Here is a 16835-nt window from a genome sequence, read left to right as displayed (position 1 = left end):
AGAAGGATGAATACCACTGTAAAATGCAGCAGGTAATACAGGGTGAAATCGGAGGACTTCACAAACCCGATATCTTAGAAAGACTGATAATCAAATGGTTACAGAAGCATAATATAAAGTGTTCGAGCCCCAGGCGGATCACTGAAACAACAAGAAGAATCAAGTAAATCCCTGATAATCAAGCATTATCGGGGATTTCTTTTTTCTGGCAGGTAGCAGTAAATAGCTGTTTCAAGCATATTATCGGTGGATAAATCGTGGGACTAAAATTTAGTCGGAAAAAGTCCCACGAATTTGCACCTTTCTCACTGATTCATAGTCTTTTGCATAAACTTACTTTGTAAGAGAATACATAGTTTTGTAACTTTAAAAACGATGTAAAATGGCTCGAAAATCATTTTCTGTATTGTTCTTCATCAAGAAAGGCAAATTATTAAAGAACGGGGAAGCACCCGTGTGCATGAGAATCACCGTAAATGGCTGTATGGTAGATATTTCTATCAAAAGAAGCTGTCCTGTAAACCTATGGAATCAGGCAAAAGAAAATTCAAAAGGCAAAGACCGTATGTCGGTGGAACTGAACCACTACTTAGAAATCACACGTTCACACATACACCAAATTTATAGAGAACTGGAAACTTCCGGCAAAGTTATCACCGTTGATCTTGTGAGAAAGTTGTTTTATGGTGTGGACGAAGATAGCAAAACGCTATTGCAGGTATTCAGGGAGCATAACGAACAAAGCCGCAAGTTAATCGGCAAAGATTTCGTTAGTAAGACTGTTCAACGGTATGAAACCACTACCCGATATTTGGAAGAATTCATTAAGAAAGAATACCAGCTATCGGATATTGCTCTGAACAACTTGGAAGCCAACTTCATTTCTAAGTTCGATGCTTTTTTGAAGATTGAAAAGGGTTGTGCGCAGAACTCTGCTATCACCCGACTAAAGAACTTGAAGAAGATTATCCGCATTGCTTTGGAAAACGACTGGATAAAGAAAGATCCATTTGCTTACTACCGTTTCAAACTGGAAGAAACCGATCCTGAATTTCTGACAATGGACGAGATTAAAATCATTCTTGCCAAAGAGTTCACGATTAAGCGAGTAGAACAGGTACGGGATGTTTTCATTTTTTGCGTTTTTACAGGTTTGGCGTTTAGCGATGTGAAAGACTTATCACCTGAACACTTGGTAAAAGACAATAAAGGGGAACTTTGGATAAGGAAGAACCGCCAAAAGACAAAAATCATGTGTAACATTCCTGTGCTACCTGTGGCAGCTTCAATACTTGAAAAGTATAAAAATGTGGCAGAATGTACCGGAAAACTATTGCCTGTATTGAGCAATCAGCGCATGAACAGCTACCTGAAAGAGATTGCCGATGTATGCGGGTTACAGAAAAATCTGTGCACACATTCAGCCCGACACTCCTATGCCACTTCCGTATGCCTTGCGAATGGCGTAAGTATGGAAAATGTAGCCAAGATGTTAGGTCATGCAGATACTAGCGTGACGAAACACTACGCACGGGTACTAGATCAGAATATTCTAAAAGATATGCAGAAAGTAAATAACTGTTTATCGGAACTGGCTATATAATAAAGTTAGTAGTCAATATAGAAAAGGATTGGGAAGAATGAATTTCATTTTCTCAATCCTTTTCTTTTATCATAAATTTTCCAGAACTCAATGTGGAATATCGCTGAAGGTAAGTTATGTATTTAGCCTTCCTAATCCAAACTTTCGATTCAGATTAAAAATAGTCTTTTGATTTCACTATAATACTTTGGGCTATTAAGGTTCACACATTATCTTTGTGTCATGAAGCTGAATATAGAGAAATAATAAATGAATATTGAATTTAATAAAGTAAGTGAATTTAATAGAGGAACAATATTTGAATTGCTGGCAGATGCATATTCATTTGATTATAGATGTGCTCAACGTTGGAGTTCAGACTGGAAAGAATTTGATAATTTCTTTTTTGACAATTTGCAAATTGCAGACAAATATGGTTTTATCACAACATTAAATAATGAAGCAATAGGAATGATTTCATGGGATCCTAGGAATATTCCTGATTATATTGAAATTGGCCATAATTGTATTGTATCAAAATATAAAAATAATGGATATGGGAAAATACAACTCCAAGAAGCTTATAGAAGAATTGTTCTAAATGATGTAAATAGGATAATAGTAACAACAAATGTTGGGTTGTTTCCTGCACAACAAATGTATGAAGGAGTCGGATTTAAAGCATATAACAGAAGGCCTAATGAACAGATTTCTGATTTCCCAGGTGACTATATTGATTACGTTATTATTATAAAGGACTAAAATATCAATATGCCAAATTGAACCAGATACGTTCAAAATGAAGATAAATAAAAGTCAAGGGCAATATATTAAAATTTTTCCAGAATATAATATAAAACATTGACAAAGGTAAGTTCCGTATTTAGCCCGTTCAAGTCCGAGCCTTCGGTTTAGATGAAAATCTTCCTCTCATTTCATTCGAGCGTATTTTCATCTAAAAACTTGCACAGACTAAATACTTCACTGGTAAAGTCAATGATTCAAATTAAATTCCGAAAAAAAATGTTCTCGGGGCTAGCAGGTTATTCTTTCCAACTTTCAAAGTAATGCTTTTGGAGCAGCTTATCAATATCGCTTTGACGATAGATGATTTTACCTTTTATCTGGATAAAGGGGATTAGCCCCGTATCTCGCCACTCCTGCAAGGTTCGTAGACTGACATTCAGTTTCTTGGAAACCTCATTATTAGAAAGAAAGCGTTCCCCGTTTAGGTGGGGCTTGTAGTGTTTGACAATAGATTCAATGCCGTCCAGCATCGAATCGAGCGAAGAAATAAATTCTTTGATTTGTGGGGTATCTTTATTTATTAGTTCCATGATTGAAAGATTGTTTTATTGAAATATTGATTTCAAGATCGCTAGATAGCAGGCTAGTTGCGCAGATAGTCACCCAATGATGAGATGCTAAGTACATCTTTTGCCGGGTCATAATCTACAGAGAGCCGTTTGGATGCAGTGGCGATAAAATACTGGCTACCATCTTGCTGTATCTCATAAGTAGCGGGTGAAGCCTGCTTGGTGGTTTCCGATACATATACAATAGAAAGGAGATATTCTTTACCGTTCCGATAGATGATAACCGTAGGATTCAGATTAACGCTTTCCCATGTGCCGACAATGGAAAACAGATTGAAGGATGGATAATCTTCTTTAGTTCTTCTCATAAGGCATAATTTGTTTGGGTGATTGATTTTGTATTTCACTGTCCGCAATAATTCTTTCAATATCGGAAGACTTATAATAAATCTTGCTGCCGATTTGAGAATAAGCCAGCCGTCCACTACTTCTATAATATTGCAGCGTTCGTTTACTAAATCCTAACAACAGGCATACTTCCTGACTATCCAGCCAGTTTTCTACTTTCTGGGTATGAGTGCTGCACAAACTTTCTATCCGTTTGGCAAACTCAGTGAACCGTTCGCAGACATACGAAAAGGTTCTCTTTTCAATGGTTACTACTTCCATACTTTCAATTTTAAAAGGTTTATAAAACGTGTTGATCTAACTTTCATCGGCAAATGAAAGAAGAATCAGGAGCCGTTTTCAAAACTGTCCAAGGATGGCATAATAAAACCACTACTGTCTCTACGAGATAGTTTCCCAAATAACACTTAAATCTTCATGATAAATACCATGGCACACTCCAAATTTTACTATATTGCAACAATTTATAAATGTAGTCAGCATGAAGTTCAAAGACCTGTCAATTACATTCCATACAAATAAAGTAAAGGAATGCATAGATTTCCACACCGAATATTTTAAAGCTATGTCAGCTTTTGATTCATAGTGAGAGATAGCCGATATATAAAGTTGATAAAGTAATAATCTAAGTTAGCACTCGTAATTTGAAATTGGAATACAACATAAGAAGCCTGTACACTCCAGTACAGCCAGCAGTAATAGGAACTAATGGCGAGGTCTCATATATTGAGTTGCCACCTGACGCACAACTACAAGACTTTATTTATTGTTATTGGAATCTAAAGACTATTAAGCCACTAGATGATATATACAATTATCGTGTAGTTGCTGATGGGTGTATTGATATCGTTTTTAATTGTACAAATTATGATGAAACATATATAATGGGGTACTGCAATTCTTTTGTGAAGATTGGCATTGATAAAGAATTCAATTATTTCGGGATACGGTTTCTTCCGGGTATATTTCCGTCACTATTTAATATAGATGCGTCAGAATTAAGCAACCATTACGAACGTTTAAATACCGTGCAACCTTGTATATACAATGTAATTCAACAATCGAAAGATAGATGCTTATGCCTTCAGGATTTGTGCGATGAACTCAATATCTATTTTATTAAGCACATTAATAAAATAGATAAACCTTTTGATAATAGATTTTTCTGTGCATTAGAAACTATTTTAAAAAGCAAAGGATCGATTATTATTGAGAAAGATTTGAATGATGGAATAAGTAGTCGTCATTTACAACGACTTTTTAATTTTTACATAGGAGATACAGCCAAGTTTTTTTGCCGAATTGTTCGTTTTCAAAATCTTTTAAAGATTGACCCTTCAGTTAAATTAATAAAATCCGAAAAATCATATTATGATTTTGGTTACTATGACCAAACTCATTTCATAAAAGAGTTTAAATTATTTTACGGTAAAACGCCCTCAAAGATCGCTGCTGAATAAAATGTCCGATTTTTCCTATTTTTGAAAAACTCTATGTTTTAACTTCGCGGCATGGAATTACATAGCATAAAGCAACTGTCAATACTTTATGTAATAACCAGTAAAGATGAAGTTAAATATAACCAGCGATTTAATAAATCGCTAAAAATATAAAAGTAACTATTGAAAACAACTTAATAACAAGATAATGAAATATTTAGATAAATATATTGTTGTGTGCAAATGGGTTGAAAGCTATGAAAATCCTATTATATTAAAGAAAGATGAAAAAGTTGTAGTCAATTTAGCTATAAAAGAAACTGATCTAGAATGGGTAAATTGGGTTTGGTGCATAGCGGGCAATGGAATGACAGGTTGGGTACCTATACAAATTTTGAACGTATGTGAGACCTTACCGAATGAACGGCAAATAGCCATTGCATTAGAAGACTATTCTGCTTATGAGTTACCAGTAAATCAAGACGAGATAGTAATCGGCTCAAGATGCCTAAATGGTTGGTTATGGTGTCGAAAAGAAAATTCAACCAAGAAAGGTTGGGTACCGATTAGATGTTTAAAGCGATCTATTGAATCATTGTAGAATAAGTATTGCCGAAATGATAAAATATTACCGAATTTGTAGAAAGAAGATATATATTACGTAATCCATAGTAAAAATGAAATCAAAAATAGACAACAATTTAAGAAATGCAAAGAACATAGGTGCAACTATCGAGAAATACCTTAATGAAATTGGTATATTCACTTTAGCCGATCTTGCAGAAACAACATCTGTCAAAGCTTTTATAAAGATACGTGAACAACATCCTGAAAAGACTATACCTGTGTGCTATTATCTCTATTCTTTAGAAGGAGCTCTATTAAACTTACATTGGAATGATATTCCATCAGAATTAAAAAAAGAACTAAAAGATAAAATTCAGGATTAACTATTAGAACAAATTTGATTAATGATTAGGCTATTAAAAAAATTAGCAGATTGATTCATTTTTACACTTATTAATATGACATATGAGATTACCTTTGCAAAAAACAATAAGTACATTAAAATGATACGATTACAAAATAAAAACAGGTTTTGAAAAGGAAGCCATTATTAAGTCCTCAGTTATAAAAGAGGGACAAATAGTTGATGAACATTTATATAGTATTAGGAAAAAATGAAAAAAGATATAGGCGATCACATTATTAGTAAGTTAGATTTGCAGGATATAGCTAAAGTGTTGTCCGATGAATTAAGCGGGTCGGAACTGAACACTGTTTTACTGGACATTTTTAACAAGCGTGTTCAGCAGGAAACTCCCTCGTCTTTACTAAGTAAATATGAGGGTAACAAGCTTGTTAAGCCCGCCTTATTAGAAGATGTTTTAGAATATAAAGAAAAAGAATTACGGTGCTATAAATTAATAGCAGGTAGAGGATTTGAACCCATAGAACTTTCCCCGGTCGCTCAATTTGGAACAAGTAGTGTTATAGCAACAGTAGATCAAAAAAAAGTCCTTACTTCTTTAAGAAACACAGAAGTACAGGCAGACCCGACGAATGCAATAGCATTACATTACGCATCGTTAAAGAAAAAAGGAGAATTAGATAACAAAACCTATAATTACAGCAACATTTCACGGGTAATAAGGACACAGGTATTTAATAATCCTAATTTCACTCCTCATTTTACTGTTCTCGCCCTTATTTCATGTGGTAGAGATACTGGTAGCTTTAATTTTGAGAAAGAAGAACTATTAAAACATTTAACTACATCATATGAAATATGTAAAAGTTACGGTGTGGAGAAAATATATTATGAGATTATTCCATGCAAAGGTTATGACAGTCAAAGCCCGCTTATAATGGAATCAATATCGTATGTCCGGGAAAAGAATAGTAATCTTGAGGTCTTGGTTATAGCACCAGAACATGATAATAACTATTATCATGGTTTCAGAATAAAGCAGCAAATAGTGATCGGCGGCAATACTATTGAAATTGCTGACGGTGGATTGCTTGATTGGACACAACAGCTATTAACCAACAAAAAAGAGCGAATGATGACATTCGGGCTTGGTATTCAGGTATTATATCATTTGACTAAATAAACATGGTAAAGGGTAAAGTCATATTTGAAGATGAGGAAAAAGTAGAAATTAAATATCCCTGCTTTGAATTAAAGGATGTTGTAGAGTATTATTTTGAAATATGTACTCCTAACAATTCTATAAATCCGTTTTCACTTGTGGCTTTACCAAATGCCAATACATTAGTTTCAATTTATCTATCTGATAGTAGCCAAACATTCAAAGTACATCGTGAACATGGTATAATTGATACATCGGGTGATAAGATATCTGGTAGCTTAACAGAAGCGATCACTGTAATACACGCTCCCGGAACCCATGAATTTTCAATAAAATTCAAGCCGGGAGTTTTGTACTCCTGTTTGTCTAAAGATATTTCAACTTTGGTGGATAATCATTTGTCTCTGCAAAAGTATCTAAATCAAAAAGTAATAGACGAACTAAAATTGCAAAGCTCTTTTGCCGAGCGAGTTCAGTTTGTAGAGAATTGGCTTTTAAGTAATATGAAAATCTTTAGTTCTGATTTCAAACTCAATACTGTAATAAAAGCAATTTACTATATCAATAATAACCGTAATTACAAATTGAACACAGTAAGTAAGGAAGTTGGTGTGTCAAATCCTACACTCAATAGATATTTCAAAGAAGTATTAGGTATATCACCCAAACAATGCTTTAAAGCTTTACGCTTTAAAACTGCATTGAAGAACTATCGTGCAAATGGTAGTTATGATTTATACGACGAATTGGGATATACCGACTTTTCCCATTTTGTAAAAGAAGCTAAAAATTTGGCAAACACAACTCCATCAGAACTATAAGAAAAAGAAAAAGTAATAAAGACTATAAAAGCACATTAATAAAATATTATCTATGACAATGAATGAAAATATGAAACTTTGGAAATACAGTGGGACATTTCTTGTTATAACAGGAATAATCCACACAGTATATGCACTATTACTTGGGAAAGAGGACTTTACGGACATGATAAAAGATGGATTAATAAACTCCACAGATGACAGTTACAGCCGTGCTTTCTCCCTTTGGTTTTTAGTATGTGGGATTATACTTATTCTTTGGGGGCTAACACTCCAATGCTATATCAAAAAAGAGCAGAAACCCGCACCTCTGATTTTGGGGTATTGTATTTTGGCGTTCGCTGTGGTTGGATGTATCATAGAGCCGATTTCCGGTTTTTGGCTGTTTTTGCCGCAAGCATTAGTTATAATTGCTGCAAATAGAAAAAGGAACTTATAATAGACAACATTATGAATATAATATCAGTAAGAGAACAACCTCAATACACCCAACAAATTATAGCGTATTTACAGCAATGTTGGAACAAAATGGTGCCAATTCTATATAGCAATTGTATAAGCCATTGTGTAGATGCTCTACATCCACTGCCTCAGTGGTACGTTCTGGAAAAAGAGGGCGAATTTATCGGATGTGCGGGACTTATTACCAATGACTTTATCAGCCGAATGGATTTATATCCGTGGCTCTGCGCCTTATTTATTGACGAAAATCATAGGGGTAATAACTATGCGCAAATGCTTATAGAAAAAGCCAAAGAGGATGCTCGGAAATTTGGATTCAGGAGTTTATATCTGAGCACCACTCATGTTGGATATTACGAGAAGTATGGTTTTCGATATATTGGAGATGGTTATCATCCATGGGAAGAGCAATCACGTATTTATGAAATAGAGTTGTAGAGTATGGGACAAACAACGAAGTAGCTATAGAGGTTGACTATATGAGAACCAGCTTTGATAAAAATTACATTTACATGAGATATATTCCTAATATACTAAGTTTAATTAGAATTCCACTGTCATTGAGTTTATTACTATTTGTAAGTAACTACTATGGATTTATGATACTCTATTCCTTATGTGGACTTAGCGATATACTTGATGGCTATGTAGCACGTAGAATGAACCTGCAAAGTACTAGGGGAGCAAAACTAGACTCTCTTGCAGATCTTATTATGTATACGGTAGTAATCATTATGCTTTGTTTATGGGATTTTAATGCATTAGCCGACTTTATACCATTCTTGATGCCTGTAGCCTTACTTCGTGGAGCTAATATCGGGATTATGTACCGCAAGTTCTATCAACTTGGTGCAATTCATACTATCGGGAATAAAATTGTAGGCTTATTAATATACTGTATTCCTTTTATTTATATTTTTATGGGTAGCTTCTCTTTCCTATGGTTTATATTACCATTTTTGATAATCGTTCCTTTCGAAGAGACTTGTATTATTCTCCAAATGAAGAAATTGGATTTGAATCGGAAAGGATTATTCTTTGCCGAACATTCTGTCGATTGAAAAATAAGAAACTTTGTGAATAATAAGCAATAGAATACAAATGAAACCATTGAGATTAATGCCATCGACACTGATTTTCGTATCGGCAGCCATGCTTTTGGGGGTGATGACCCACTTGTGCATTCCGTTTTTTTCGGAAGTTACCGGATTGGAGTCCATTATCTTCTGGTATATTTGCGGAGGACTTGGAGTTTTCACTCCACTTATTATTGCCGGCGTGATGATGCTTCGCAAAGAAGGGGGCAAATTCACAAAAGAGACTTTTGCGGAGCGACTACGATTCAGACCTATGACTCGTAGAGATTGGCGTTATTCACTTCTGGCGTTGGTGGTAATCGGACTCTTGACAAGTGGAATTATGATTGCGATGCAAGTCCTTTTTTCGGATTTCAACCATACTCCGTCGTTTATGACTTTGGATCCGCTTTCACCGGAAAGATATTGGCTATTGCTTGCATGGTTCCCATATTGGTTGCTCAATATCGGAGGTGAAGAGTTCTTTTGGAGAGGCGTGTTGTTACCTCGGCAAGAAAAGATTTTCGGAGACAAAACGTGGATATTACATGGCACTGGTTGGGCAATTTTTCATATAGCGTTTGGTTGGCAACTACTTGTTATGTTATTACCGCTATTGTATATAGAGCCTTATGTGGTACAAAAGACACAAAACACATGGACAGGAGTATTTCTACATGGGGCAATTAATGGTCCTAGTTTTATCGCAATAGCACTAGGGATTATTTGATATAATACAACTACTAAAAGAATGGATAATAAAGAATTATTTTGGAGAACTAGAGCATTGTTTCGAAAGTGACTGGAAAACGAAGTTATGAGAAGTAACAGAATATTAACAAATAACAACTTAGAAAGAAATGACAAATAAAGAGATCAAAAAGTTATGTCGTTCGTTTGGAGCTGATCTGGTGGGAGTTGCCTCGGTCGAGCGGTTTGTAAAGGCTCCGAAGGGATATCACCCAACCGATGTTATGCCAACGGCTAAGTCGGTCATCTCTCTTGGAATGGTTTTGCCTAAAGATATTCTCGAACAGGATATACGAACATATACGGATATACGCAATGAGGCAGTAAAAAAGATGGATCAGGTTGCTGCGGATGTAGCAGCCGAACTCAAAGGATTCAAACACAAAGCCGTGTCGATAGTTTCGCTCAGCGGTAAATTCGTAGATGGACATTTCCGCTCGCGTGTGTCCCTTAAACATGCCGCCGAACTTGCCGGACTTGGAGTTATAGCTCGCAACTACCTGCTTACCAATGATAAGTACGGGAATCTGCTTTGGTTTACAGCAGTAATAACCTCGTTGGAATTAGAACCCGATCCGTTAGCGACATACCAGGTTTGCAACAACTGCAACCTATGTGTCGATCTTTGCCCTTCGGGAGCGCTCGCTGACGAAAATAATTTTAGTCAAAAAGGATGCCGGAAAGTTTGCTATATTACCGTAAAAGGTGTATTGGAACTTCGTTGCTGGCAATGCCGAAATGTCTGCCCGTATAAGCATGGTATAAATGATTAAAATAAATTATCTAAAATACAACGAATAATGAAACAAGAGATTCTATTTGTCCTACTCAAAGACTTTGCCGATTGGGAAGGAGCGTACATTGCTCCCTACCTGAATTACGGCTGTGGACCTGATATCGAGAGTAAATACGTGGTTAAAACAGTGTCGGTGACAAAAGCTCCCGTTGTGTCATGCGGTGGGTTCACGGTATTGCCCGATTACAGCATCGATGATATTCCCGCCGATTATGCCGGAATCGTATTAATTGGAGGTATGAGTTGGTTTACCCCAGAAGCAGACCTGATAGTCCCATTAGTAAAAGATGCCGCTCTGAATAAAAAGCTGGTTGCGGGCATCTGCAATGCTTCCGTTTTTCTTGGAATGCACGGCTTTCTCAATGAAGTAAACCACACCAGTAACACATTGGAGTATATCAAAGCATTTGCCGGAATAGGTTATAAAGGTGAATGCCGCTATATCGACAACCCTGCAGTAAGAGAAGGTAACATCGTAACTGCCAACGGATTTTCTGCACTGGAATTCTGCCGTGAAATTCTCTATGCTTTGGATGCTTACTCTCCGAAAATGATAGAAAAAAGCTATCGAATGAATAAAACGGGCGTTTGGGAAGCACCCGATGCGGAATAAAAGATTAAATATCAACGACTATAAACATTGAAGAAAAAGCAGCACAGATCGTTGTAACAGCCGAGGTGATTACAGTAGCATCTATCGACGAGAATGGCTACCCTCATCCGGTGGCAATGGTGAAACTCAAAGATGAAAACGGAGGAAGCTATAAAACGCTCTCTGTGGAGTGACTGGATGCTGTCCCATTTTCCCGGGGGAATGGAAGACCCGGAACATTATGTCTTGAAATTCACTCTGGAATCGTCTACCTACTCGATTGACAACGAATATGTAAAAGATGGCAAATTCCTGAATCTATTATAAAATGAACAATATTAAAAAAATAAAAACAATTACCACCCTCTTTATGTTGATGTCTGTTGATGGTAAAATCAGTACAGGTGCCGTAGATGAATTGGATGTTGACAGGGACTTTCCTCGTATTAATGGTGTGAAGGAAGGGTTATACCAATATTACGAAATAGAGAAAACCACTGACCTTTGGTCACTTAATTCTGGTCGTGTTCAGGAAAAAGTGGGTGTGAATCAATGCCCTTTACCAACAAAACGATCAATGGTCAGTTTTGTTCTTTTAGATAATAATCATCTGACTTTGCATGGAATTGAATACTTTGTCCAGTATTCTAAAAACTTTGTTCTTGTAACATCGAATAGTGAACATCCAGCTTTCTCAATAAATGCAGATAATTTGCATATTTTGTATTATGAGAATCTGGACTTACATAAGATGATGGAAGACCTCTATCAGAAATTCGGATGCAATAAAATTACGATACAGACAGGTGGTACTTTGAATGGAATGTTTCTTCGAGAAAAATTATTTGATTACGTTGATATCATTGTAGCTCCTATTCTTGTGGGAGGGAGTGATACGCCTACTCTTATTGATGGGGAATCCATCAGAACATCTGCCGACTTGTATAAACTAGGAGTGTTACAGTTGGAAAAGGCAGAAACACTAATGAACTCTTATACACGTTTGAGTTATAAAGTCATTAAGTAAAAGCATCTTTTAATATATTATATTTCGTAATGGTGAATAATTTTCATTTTTTGTAGTCGAAATTGTTATTGGGGGAAACGTATAAATCAAAGTCGAATTTATACAATTCAATGATTTTCACGAAAGCTATCTTTGCCTTCAAAAAACAAAGATGCAAATATCCTATAAACACATTTGCAAGATTACTATTCCCGTTTTAGTCAGCCTATTAATGGAGTATCTAATAGGTTTTACTGATACTGCTTATTTAGGAAGAGTTGGAGAAACGGAATTGGCAGCTTCCGCTTTAGCAGGAACATATTATATGATAATCTATATGATAGGTTTTGGATTTAGTATAGGAGCGCAAATATTAATCGCCCGTTACAATGGAAGTAGACAATATTCTCTAACAGGTGAGGTGTTTACACAAGGAACTATCTTCTTGCTATTGGTTGCAACATTGCTATTTACATTGTCTTATCTGTATTCTCCTGTCGTATTGAGTTTTTTGATAGATTCAGAGCAAGTTTATCTGGCAACAATAAGTTATTTGAACTGGCGTATTTATGGATTCTTTTTTTCGTTCATTATCGTAATGTTCAGAGCTTTTTTTATTGGAACTGTCAATACAAAGATTCTTACCATTAACTCTATCGTGATGGTACTAACAAATATAATACTAAACTATATTCTAATATTTGGAAAATTAGGATTTCCTACTCTTGGAATAGCTGGTGCAGCGATTGCATCGTCTATCTCGGAAGCAGTAGCTGTTATTTTCTTCCTAGTATATACCAGATTACAAATTGATGATCAGAAATACTGTTTGTTTCAATCATTGAACATAAACAGGAGTATATTAAAAAAGGTTTTAAACATTTCTATTTGGGTGATGATTCAGCATGGATTAGTTTTTGGTGGCTGGTTTGTATTTTTTATCACAGTGGAGCATTTAGGAGAACGCTCATTGGCTACCACAAACATAGTTCGCAACATATCCTCTTTTTTATTTATGTTTGTTCAGGCCTTTGCTTCTGTAAACAGTTCTTTGGTAAGCAATTTAATTGGAGAGGGAAAATCTGACCAAGTGATGAAACTTTGCCGGAAATCGATTCTATTGTGCTATCTCTTTGTACTTCCAGTGGCTTTATTTATAGCTATATATCCTAATTTAATACTGAGAACTTTTACCAACAATATAGGACTAATAACCTATTCAATTCCACCTTTGTTAGTAATGCTTTCGTCCTATTTAATTGCCGTACCCACATTTGTATGGTTCTGTGCCGTATCGGGGACAGGTAATACATTATCATCATTACGTATAGCTGTCGTCTCATTGTTTATATATATTAGTTATATAACTACAGTCGTAAGCTATATACCAAATTTAGTGTTACTTTGGGCATCTGAGCATATCTATTTTTCAGGACTGCTGATTTTATCTCTATATTTTCTACTCTATCATAACTGGAAGCATACAAAGTTATAATTCAATATTCTCTATTTTTTTATATTTTACATAAGTATATGTGGTAATGATTATCTTTGCATCATGTACAAAGAGTACCAGCCATGCAATTTACTATCCCCATATATAGACAGATATTGGGAATATGAGGGAAAAACAGAATGTGGAATAAAATTCCATATTCCGCCACATGGGTGTGCAGATATTATTTTCACGTTAGGAAATGTTGTTGATTATCTAGATCAGTCAATGCCTATGCGTTCGCACTGCTCGTACTTTGTTGGTCCTATGAATACTTATACTGAATTAGTTGCGCATACCGAAAACATACATATCTTGGGCGTTCGTTTTCGCCCTTGTGGACTTTCTCAGTTTATAGAATTGCCTCTGAATGAGCTAGTGAATAAGAAATTATGCACGAGTGATTTACCAACTATATTTGAGCATTCTTTTGCCGAAATGTTATGTGAGAAAGTTGATACAAAGCAAAGATTAGATGCTATTGAAGAGCGTCTTGTAAGACAATTAATTCATTCTAATAGAAGTTGTGACAGGCAAATAGTCTTAGCTGTTAGCCGCATTATGCAAGGTAAAGGTATTACTCCAATAAAACAACTTTCATCTGATATATGCTTGTGTCAAAGACACTTTGCACGTAAATTTAGAATATACACAGGGTATTCTCCTAAAGAATATAGTCAGATTGTGAAATTTTGGAATGCTATTGAGATACTGAGAAATTGTAATCCTTTCGATAACCTATTGTCTATTGCCGTTGAAGCAGGATATTACGATGCGTCACATTTATCCAAAGAAGTAAAGAGGCTTTCAGGAAACAGCCCTTATGCATTTTTGAGCTCTCCTACAGGGCATGAAGTGAAAGTTATTCATATAGAATACTAAAAGTCGCTTTTTTACAACATCTCCGTTATAACCGCCACTATATTTGTATCAACAGAAGTTTATAAGCATAATTAAGCTTGTGGCTAAATCGTATTATCCCTACCTCATTTGAGAAATAAGGCGTTAGCTAAATACAATCAGATTTATTCACTTAAATATTTATGCCGATGAACGATTTATTACAAACGAGGATATTCGGACTTTTAAACGAAACCTCACAGGAAATTTCTAACGAAGAAATGCAAAATGCTTATGGCGAATTTATCCACCAAGTTAGAACTATGAGTAATGAAAATGATTACTCAACTATTTACCGGATTCTTGTAGCTACCCGTATTGAGATAGCTTCACTGGAAACAGCACCTCTCTACGGGCAGGGGGGAAAATGCGCTTAAAAAACTGTTCTTACAAAAAACATTGGCTATAATCAATGCAGAATTAGAACTGTTCAATCTGAAAATCCAGTACCCAAGCCCATTCCTTATTCCCAAAAACAGCTTTCCACCCTCACCACTCTATTTAACAGACGAAACCTATCTTATTGAAATCATGGAACTAGTTAGTGGAATGTTTCTATCTAAAAGAGTAGTTACCCATACTGGGGTAGTGTCACCACTCACAGAAATCGGAAGAGCATTTGAGTACCTCTTTAATATCAAACTGGGGGATATTCATAAGAAGCATGAAAGTGTTATTAAGCGCAAACCAGCCAAAGTAACCGAGTTCCTGGATATGCTACGAAAAGTTATTCAAGAAGAAAGTAAGAATAAAGGGTATTTGTAAATCAGTTATATAGCAACTATTTATGGGGGTGTACCAATGGTACACCCCTAACTTATTTGCATCCATTTGCCGAACTTTGCTTCATCAATCGATTGAAAATATTAATGTTCAACTAAAAAATGAAGAAAAATGTATATAGACAACGAAAACTTTGATAAGTGGATGGAGAAACTATCGAAGAAACTTAACGAGATAGGGCAAAATCTACAATCCCTAATCAATACCGACACTGTATTAGATCCCAACGACAAATTGTTGGATAATCAAGACTTAGCGTTTCTATTGAAAGTATCTTTCCGAACACTCCAACGATATAGGGCAAGTGGTAAACTTCCCTACTTTATGATTAGCCATAAGACTTACTATCGAGCATCCGACATTCGGATATTTGTTCAAGAAAATGCTGATTGTAAGTCCTACGAACGGTTCAAAAAGGAAAATCAGCTTGATAAGCAAACCGATGCAAAACAAGGCGGATAATATTACCACCTAACGAAGTATCTCCACACCCAATTTAGCAGAAACCACCTCGCCTTATGGCTCGGCTCGTTTCGCTAAATTGAGCAAGAGGGAACTGGACAAGTCCTGTTCTTCCCTCTTGCCCTGCGGGGCAAAGCCTTCGGCTTTAGCGTGTTACAAGAACACGCTGTAATGACACCTGTAATAAGCATTTTCTTTGCAACGCTTATTATCAAGTATTTATATATTCATATTTCTATAAAAAGTAATTATCATGCCCAATAGCAGTCGAAAAACGATATTCACTACCATTTCCATAGACAAGGAAACGGCAGCTTTAGTAGAGAAGATATGCAAACGCTATTCACTGAAAAAGAGCGAAGTTGCAAAGTTGGCGTTCGGGTATATCGATAGAGCACATATCAACCCATCCGAAGCACCTGAATCCGTAAAATCGGAACTGGCGAAAATAAATAAGAGGCAGGATGATATTATACGTTTCATTCGTCATTACGAGGAAGAACAACTAAATCCCATGATACGGGCTACAAATTCTATTGCTTTACGTTTCGATGCTATCGGTAAAACTCTGGAAACTCTGATACTCTCTCAACTGGAAACCAGTCAGGAGAGACAAACAGCCGTACTAAAAAAGTTAAGTGAGCAGTTCTGTAATCATGCCGATGTTATAAACAATCAATCCAAACAGATTAATGCACTCTACCAGATACACCAACGAGATTATAAAAAGTTAATTCAACTGATACAACTCTATTCAGAACTATCTGCTTGCGGTGTGATGGATAGTAAAAGGAAAGAGAATCTGAAAACAAAAATCAGTAATTTGATAAATACGTAGAATTATGCACATAGGT

Annotated in this window: 24 protein-coding genes; 21 read left to right on the top strand and 3 right to left on the bottom strand. The window is 35.7% G+C overall.

Annotation, left to right across the window (positions count from 1 at the left end; all coding sequences use genetic code 11):
- The first annotated feature begins 382 nt into the window (after positions 1–382).
- The gene (locus tag BSCG_RS00605) at positions 383–1603 is read left to right on the top strand and encodes a site-specific integrase (RefSeq protein ID WP_008777592.1); all 1221 of its coding nucleotides are present in this window, start codon (positions 383–385) and stop codon (positions 1601–1603) included.
- A gap of 249 nt (positions 1604–1852) precedes the next feature.
- Positions 1853–2344: a GNAT family N-acetyltransferase gene (locus BSCG_RS00610; protein ID WP_008777591.1), complete on the top strand. Its 492-nt coding sequence runs from the start codon at positions 1853–1855 to the stop codon at positions 2342–2344.
- Positions 2345–2625: 281 nt separating this feature from the next.
- Here BSCG_RS00610 and BSCG_RS00615 read toward each other — a convergent pair whose 3' ends face one another.
- From BSCG_RS00615 to BSCG_RS00625, 3 genes are read right to left on the bottom strand one after another with little or no spacing between them, the layout of a single operon-like run.
- Entirely contained in the window at positions 2626–2919 is a 294-nt protein-coding gene (locus BSCG_RS00615; RefSeq protein WP_008777590.1) for a helix-turn-helix domain-containing protein, read from the bottom strand.
- A 53-nt stretch (positions 2920–2972) separates the two neighbouring features.
- Positions 2973–3266 (bottom strand): DUF3876 domain-containing protein, encoded by a 294-nt coding sequence (locus tag BSCG_RS00620; protein ID WP_008777589.1) that lies wholly within the window; start codon positions 3264–3266, stop codon positions 2973–2975.
- Positions 3253–3567, bottom strand: coding sequence for a helix-turn-helix domain-containing protein (locus BSCG_RS00625; RefSeq protein WP_008777588.1), 315 nt, complete (start codon positions 3565–3567; stop codon positions 3253–3255). The genes BSCG_RS00620 and BSCG_RS00625 overlap by 14 nt, the downstream gene beginning before the upstream one ends.
- Before the next feature lie 383 nt (positions 3568–3950).
- On the opposite strand from BSCG_RS00625, the gene BSCG_RS00630 reads away from it, so the two are divergent.
- The 19 genes from BSCG_RS00630 (at position 3951) to BSCG_RS00715 (ending at position 16819) form a co-directional block, all read left to right on the top strand.
- Entirely contained in the window at positions 3951–4766 is an 816-nt protein-coding gene (locus BSCG_RS00630; protein WP_008777587.1) for a helix-turn-helix domain-containing protein, read from the top strand.
- A gap of 187 nt (positions 4767–4953) precedes the next feature.
- The gene (locus tag BSCG_RS00635) at positions 4954–5346 is read left to right on the top strand and encodes an SH3 domain-containing protein (protein WP_008777586.1); all 393 of its coding nucleotides are present in this window, start codon (positions 4954–4956) and stop codon (positions 5344–5346) included.
- A gap of 76 nt (positions 5347–5422) precedes the next feature.
- Positions 5423–5695 carry a TfoX/Sxy family protein gene (locus BSCG_RS00640; RefSeq protein WP_008777585.1) on the top strand — a complete coding sequence of 91 codons (273 nt, stop codon included), beginning with the start codon at positions 5423–5425 and terminating at the stop codon, positions 5693–5695.
- A gap of 231 nt (positions 5696–5926) precedes the next feature.
- A complete protein-coding gene (locus BSCG_RS00645; protein ID WP_008777584.1) occupies positions 5927–6859 on the top strand; it encodes a hypothetical protein in 933 nt (310 codons plus the stop codon).
- A 2-nt stretch (positions 6860–6861) separates the two neighbouring features.
- On the top strand, positions 6862–7659 hold the full coding sequence (locus BSCG_RS00650) for a helix-turn-helix domain-containing protein (protein WP_008777583.1): 798 nt from the start codon (positions 6862–6864) through the stop codon (positions 7657–7659).
- 70 nt (positions 7660–7729) lie between these two features.
- Positions 7730–8098, top strand: a complete 369-nt coding sequence (locus BSCG_RS00655) for a DUF6463 family protein (protein WP_032849902.1) — start codon at positions 7730–7732, stop codon at positions 8096–8098.
- A gap of 11 nt (positions 8099–8109) precedes the next feature.
- Positions 8110–8559, top strand: a complete 450-nt coding sequence (locus BSCG_RS00660) for a GNAT family N-acetyltransferase (protein ID WP_008777581.1) — start codon at positions 8110–8112, stop codon at positions 8557–8559.
- A 74-nt stretch (positions 8560–8633) separates the two neighbouring features.
- Positions 8634–9182: a CDP-alcohol phosphatidyltransferase family protein gene (locus BSCG_RS00665; protein ID WP_008777580.1), complete on the top strand. Its 549-nt coding sequence runs from the start codon at positions 8634–8636 to the stop codon at positions 9180–9182.
- Between the two features lie 40 nt (positions 9183–9222).
- Positions 9223–9927 carry a CPBP family intramembrane glutamic endopeptidase gene (locus BSCG_RS00670; protein WP_175285341.1) on the top strand — a complete coding sequence of 235 codons (705 nt, stop codon included), beginning with the start codon at positions 9223–9225 and terminating at the stop codon, positions 9925–9927.
- A 130-nt stretch (positions 9928–10057) separates the two neighbouring features.
- A complete protein-coding gene (locus BSCG_RS00675; RefSeq protein WP_008777577.1) occupies positions 10058–10720 on the top strand; it encodes an epoxyqueuosine reductase in 663 nt (220 codons plus the stop codon).
- Between the two features lie 27 nt (positions 10721–10747).
- Positions 10748–11356 (top strand): type 1 glutamine amidotransferase family protein, encoded by a 609-nt coding sequence (locus tag BSCG_RS00680; RefSeq protein WP_008777576.1) that lies wholly within the window; start codon positions 10748–10750, stop codon positions 11354–11356.
- A gap of 132 nt (positions 11357–11488) precedes the next feature.
- Positions 11489–11662, top strand: coding sequence for a hypothetical protein (locus tag BSCG_RS30720; RefSeq protein WP_008777574.1), 174 nt, complete (start codon positions 11489–11491; stop codon positions 11660–11662).
- A gap of 1 nt (position 11663) precedes the next feature.
- Positions 11664–12362, top strand: a complete 699-nt coding sequence (locus BSCG_RS00685) for a dihydrofolate reductase family protein (protein ID WP_008777573.1) — start codon at positions 11664–11666, stop codon at positions 12360–12362.
- A 151-nt stretch (positions 12363–12513) separates the two neighbouring features.
- Entirely contained in the window at positions 12514–13836 is a 1323-nt protein-coding gene (locus BSCG_RS00690; protein ID WP_008777572.1) for an MATE family efflux transporter, read from the top strand.
- 63 nt (positions 13837–13899) lie between these two features.
- Complete coding sequence (locus BSCG_RS00695; protein ID WP_008777571.1) at positions 13900–14718, top strand: helix-turn-helix domain-containing protein; 819 nt, start codon at positions 13900–13902, stop codon at positions 14716–14718.
- Between the two features lie 167 nt (positions 14719–14885).
- Positions 14886–15113, top strand: a complete 228-nt coding sequence (locus BSCG_RS00700) for a hypothetical protein (RefSeq protein WP_122383035.1) — start codon at positions 14886–14888, stop codon at positions 15111–15113.
- A 22-nt stretch (positions 15114–15135) separates the two neighbouring features.
- Positions 15136–15501, top strand: coding sequence for an RteC domain-containing protein (locus BSCG_RS00705; protein ID WP_225721013.1), 366 nt, complete (start codon positions 15136–15138; stop codon positions 15499–15501).
- 129 nt (positions 15502–15630) lie between these two features.
- Positions 15631–15981, top strand: a complete 351-nt coding sequence (locus BSCG_RS00710; RefSeq protein WP_008777568.1) for a helix-turn-helix domain-containing protein — start codon at positions 15631–15633, stop codon at positions 15979–15981.
- A 253-nt stretch (positions 15982–16234) separates the two neighbouring features.
- Entirely contained in the window at positions 16235–16819 is a 585-nt protein-coding gene (locus BSCG_RS00715; protein WP_008777567.1) for a BfmA/BtgA family mobilization protein, read from the top strand.
- Positions 16820–16835: the final 16 nt, after the last annotated feature.

Source organism: Bacteroides sp. 2_2_4 (assembly GCF_000157055.1).
Lineage (GTDB): Bacteria > Bacteroidota > Bacteroidia > Bacteroidales > Bacteroidaceae > Bacteroides > Bacteroides ovatus.
This window is presented reverse-complemented; position numbering and strand designations above follow the sequence as displayed.

What these genes read in the sequence shown, in the direction of transcription:
- BSCG_RS00645 (WP_008777584.1), top strand. Translation starts at nt 5,927, where the DNA reads ATGAAAAAAGATATAGGCGATCACATTATTAGTAAGTTAGATTTGCAG.
- BSCG_RS00675 (WP_008777577.1), top strand. Translation starts at nt 10,058, where the DNA reads ATGACAAATAAAGAGATCAAAAAGTTATGTCGTTCGTTTGGAGCTGAT.
- BSCG_RS00670 (WP_175285341.1), top strand. Translation starts at nt 9,223, where the DNA reads ATGAAACCATTGAGATTAATGCCATCGACACTGATTTTCGTATCGGCA.
- BSCG_RS00635 (WP_008777586.1), top strand. Translation starts at nt 4,954, where the DNA reads ATGAAATATTTAGATAAATATATTGTTGTGTGCAAATGGGTTGAAAGC.
- BSCG_RS00715 (WP_008777567.1), top strand. Translation starts at nt 16,235, where the DNA reads ATGCCCAATAGCAGTCGAAAAACGATATTCACTACCATTTCCATAGAC.
- BSCG_RS00680 (WP_008777576.1), top strand. Translation starts at nt 10,748, where the DNA reads ATGAAACAAGAGATTCTATTTGTCCTACTCAAAGACTTTGCCGATTGG.
- BSCG_RS00660 (WP_008777581.1), top strand. Translation starts at nt 8,110, where the DNA reads ATGAATATAATATCAGTAAGAGAACAACCTCAATACACCCAACAAATT.
- BSCG_RS00690 (WP_008777572.1), top strand. Translation starts at nt 12,514, where the DNA reads ATGCAAATATCCTATAAACACATTTGCAAGATTACTATTCCCGTTTTA.
- BSCG_RS00605 (WP_008777592.1), top strand. Translation starts at nt 383, where the DNA reads ATGGCTCGAAAATCATTTTCTGTATTGTTCTTCATCAAGAAAGGCAAA.
- BSCG_RS00695 (WP_008777571.1), top strand. Translation starts at nt 13,900, where the DNA reads ATGTACAAAGAGTACCAGCCATGCAATTTACTATCCCCATATATAGAC.
- BSCG_RS00650 (WP_008777583.1), top strand. Translation starts at nt 6,862, where the DNA reads ATGGTAAAGGGTAAAGTCATATTTGAAGATGAGGAAAAAGTAGAAATT.
- BSCG_RS00655 (WP_032849902.1), top strand. Translation starts at nt 7,730, where the DNA reads ATGAAACTTTGGAAATACAGTGGGACATTTCTTGTTATAACAGGAATA.
- BSCG_RS00640 (WP_008777585.1), top strand. Translation starts at nt 5,423, where the DNA reads ATGAAATCAAAAATAGACAACAATTTAAGAAATGCAAAGAACATAGGT.
- BSCG_RS00665 (WP_008777580.1), top strand. Translation starts at nt 8,634, where the DNA reads ATGAGATATATTCCTAATATACTAAGTTTAATTAGAATTCCACTGTCA.
- BSCG_RS00685 (WP_008777573.1), top strand. Translation starts at nt 11,664, where the DNA reads ATGAACAATATTAAAAAAATAAAAACAATTACCACCCTCTTTATGTTG.
- BSCG_RS00615 (WP_008777590.1), bottom strand. Translation starts at nt 2,919, where the DNA reads ATGGAACTAATAAATAAAGATACCCCACAAATCAAAGAATTTATTTCT.
- BSCG_RS00700 (WP_122383035.1), top strand. Translation starts at nt 14,886, where the DNA reads ATGAACGATTTATTACAAACGAGGATATTCGGACTTTTAAACGAAACC.
- BSCG_RS30720 (WP_008777574.1), top strand. Translation starts at nt 11,489, where the DNA reads ATGAAAACGGAGGAAGCTATAAAACGCTCTCTGTGGAGTGACTGGATG.
- BSCG_RS00620 (WP_008777589.1), bottom strand. Translation starts at nt 3,266, where the DNA reads ATGAGAAGAACTAAAGAAGATTATCCATCCTTCAATCTGTTTTCCATT.
- BSCG_RS00610 (WP_008777591.1), top strand. Translation starts at nt 1,853, where the DNA reads ATGAATATTGAATTTAATAAAGTAAGTGAATTTAATAGAGGAACAATA.
- BSCG_RS00710 (WP_008777568.1), top strand. Translation starts at nt 15,631, where the DNA reads ATGTATATAGACAACGAAAACTTTGATAAGTGGATGGAGAAACTATCG.
- BSCG_RS00625 (WP_008777588.1), bottom strand. Translation starts at nt 3,567, where the DNA reads ATGGAAGTAGTAACCATTGAAAAGAGAACCTTTTCGTATGTCTGCGAA.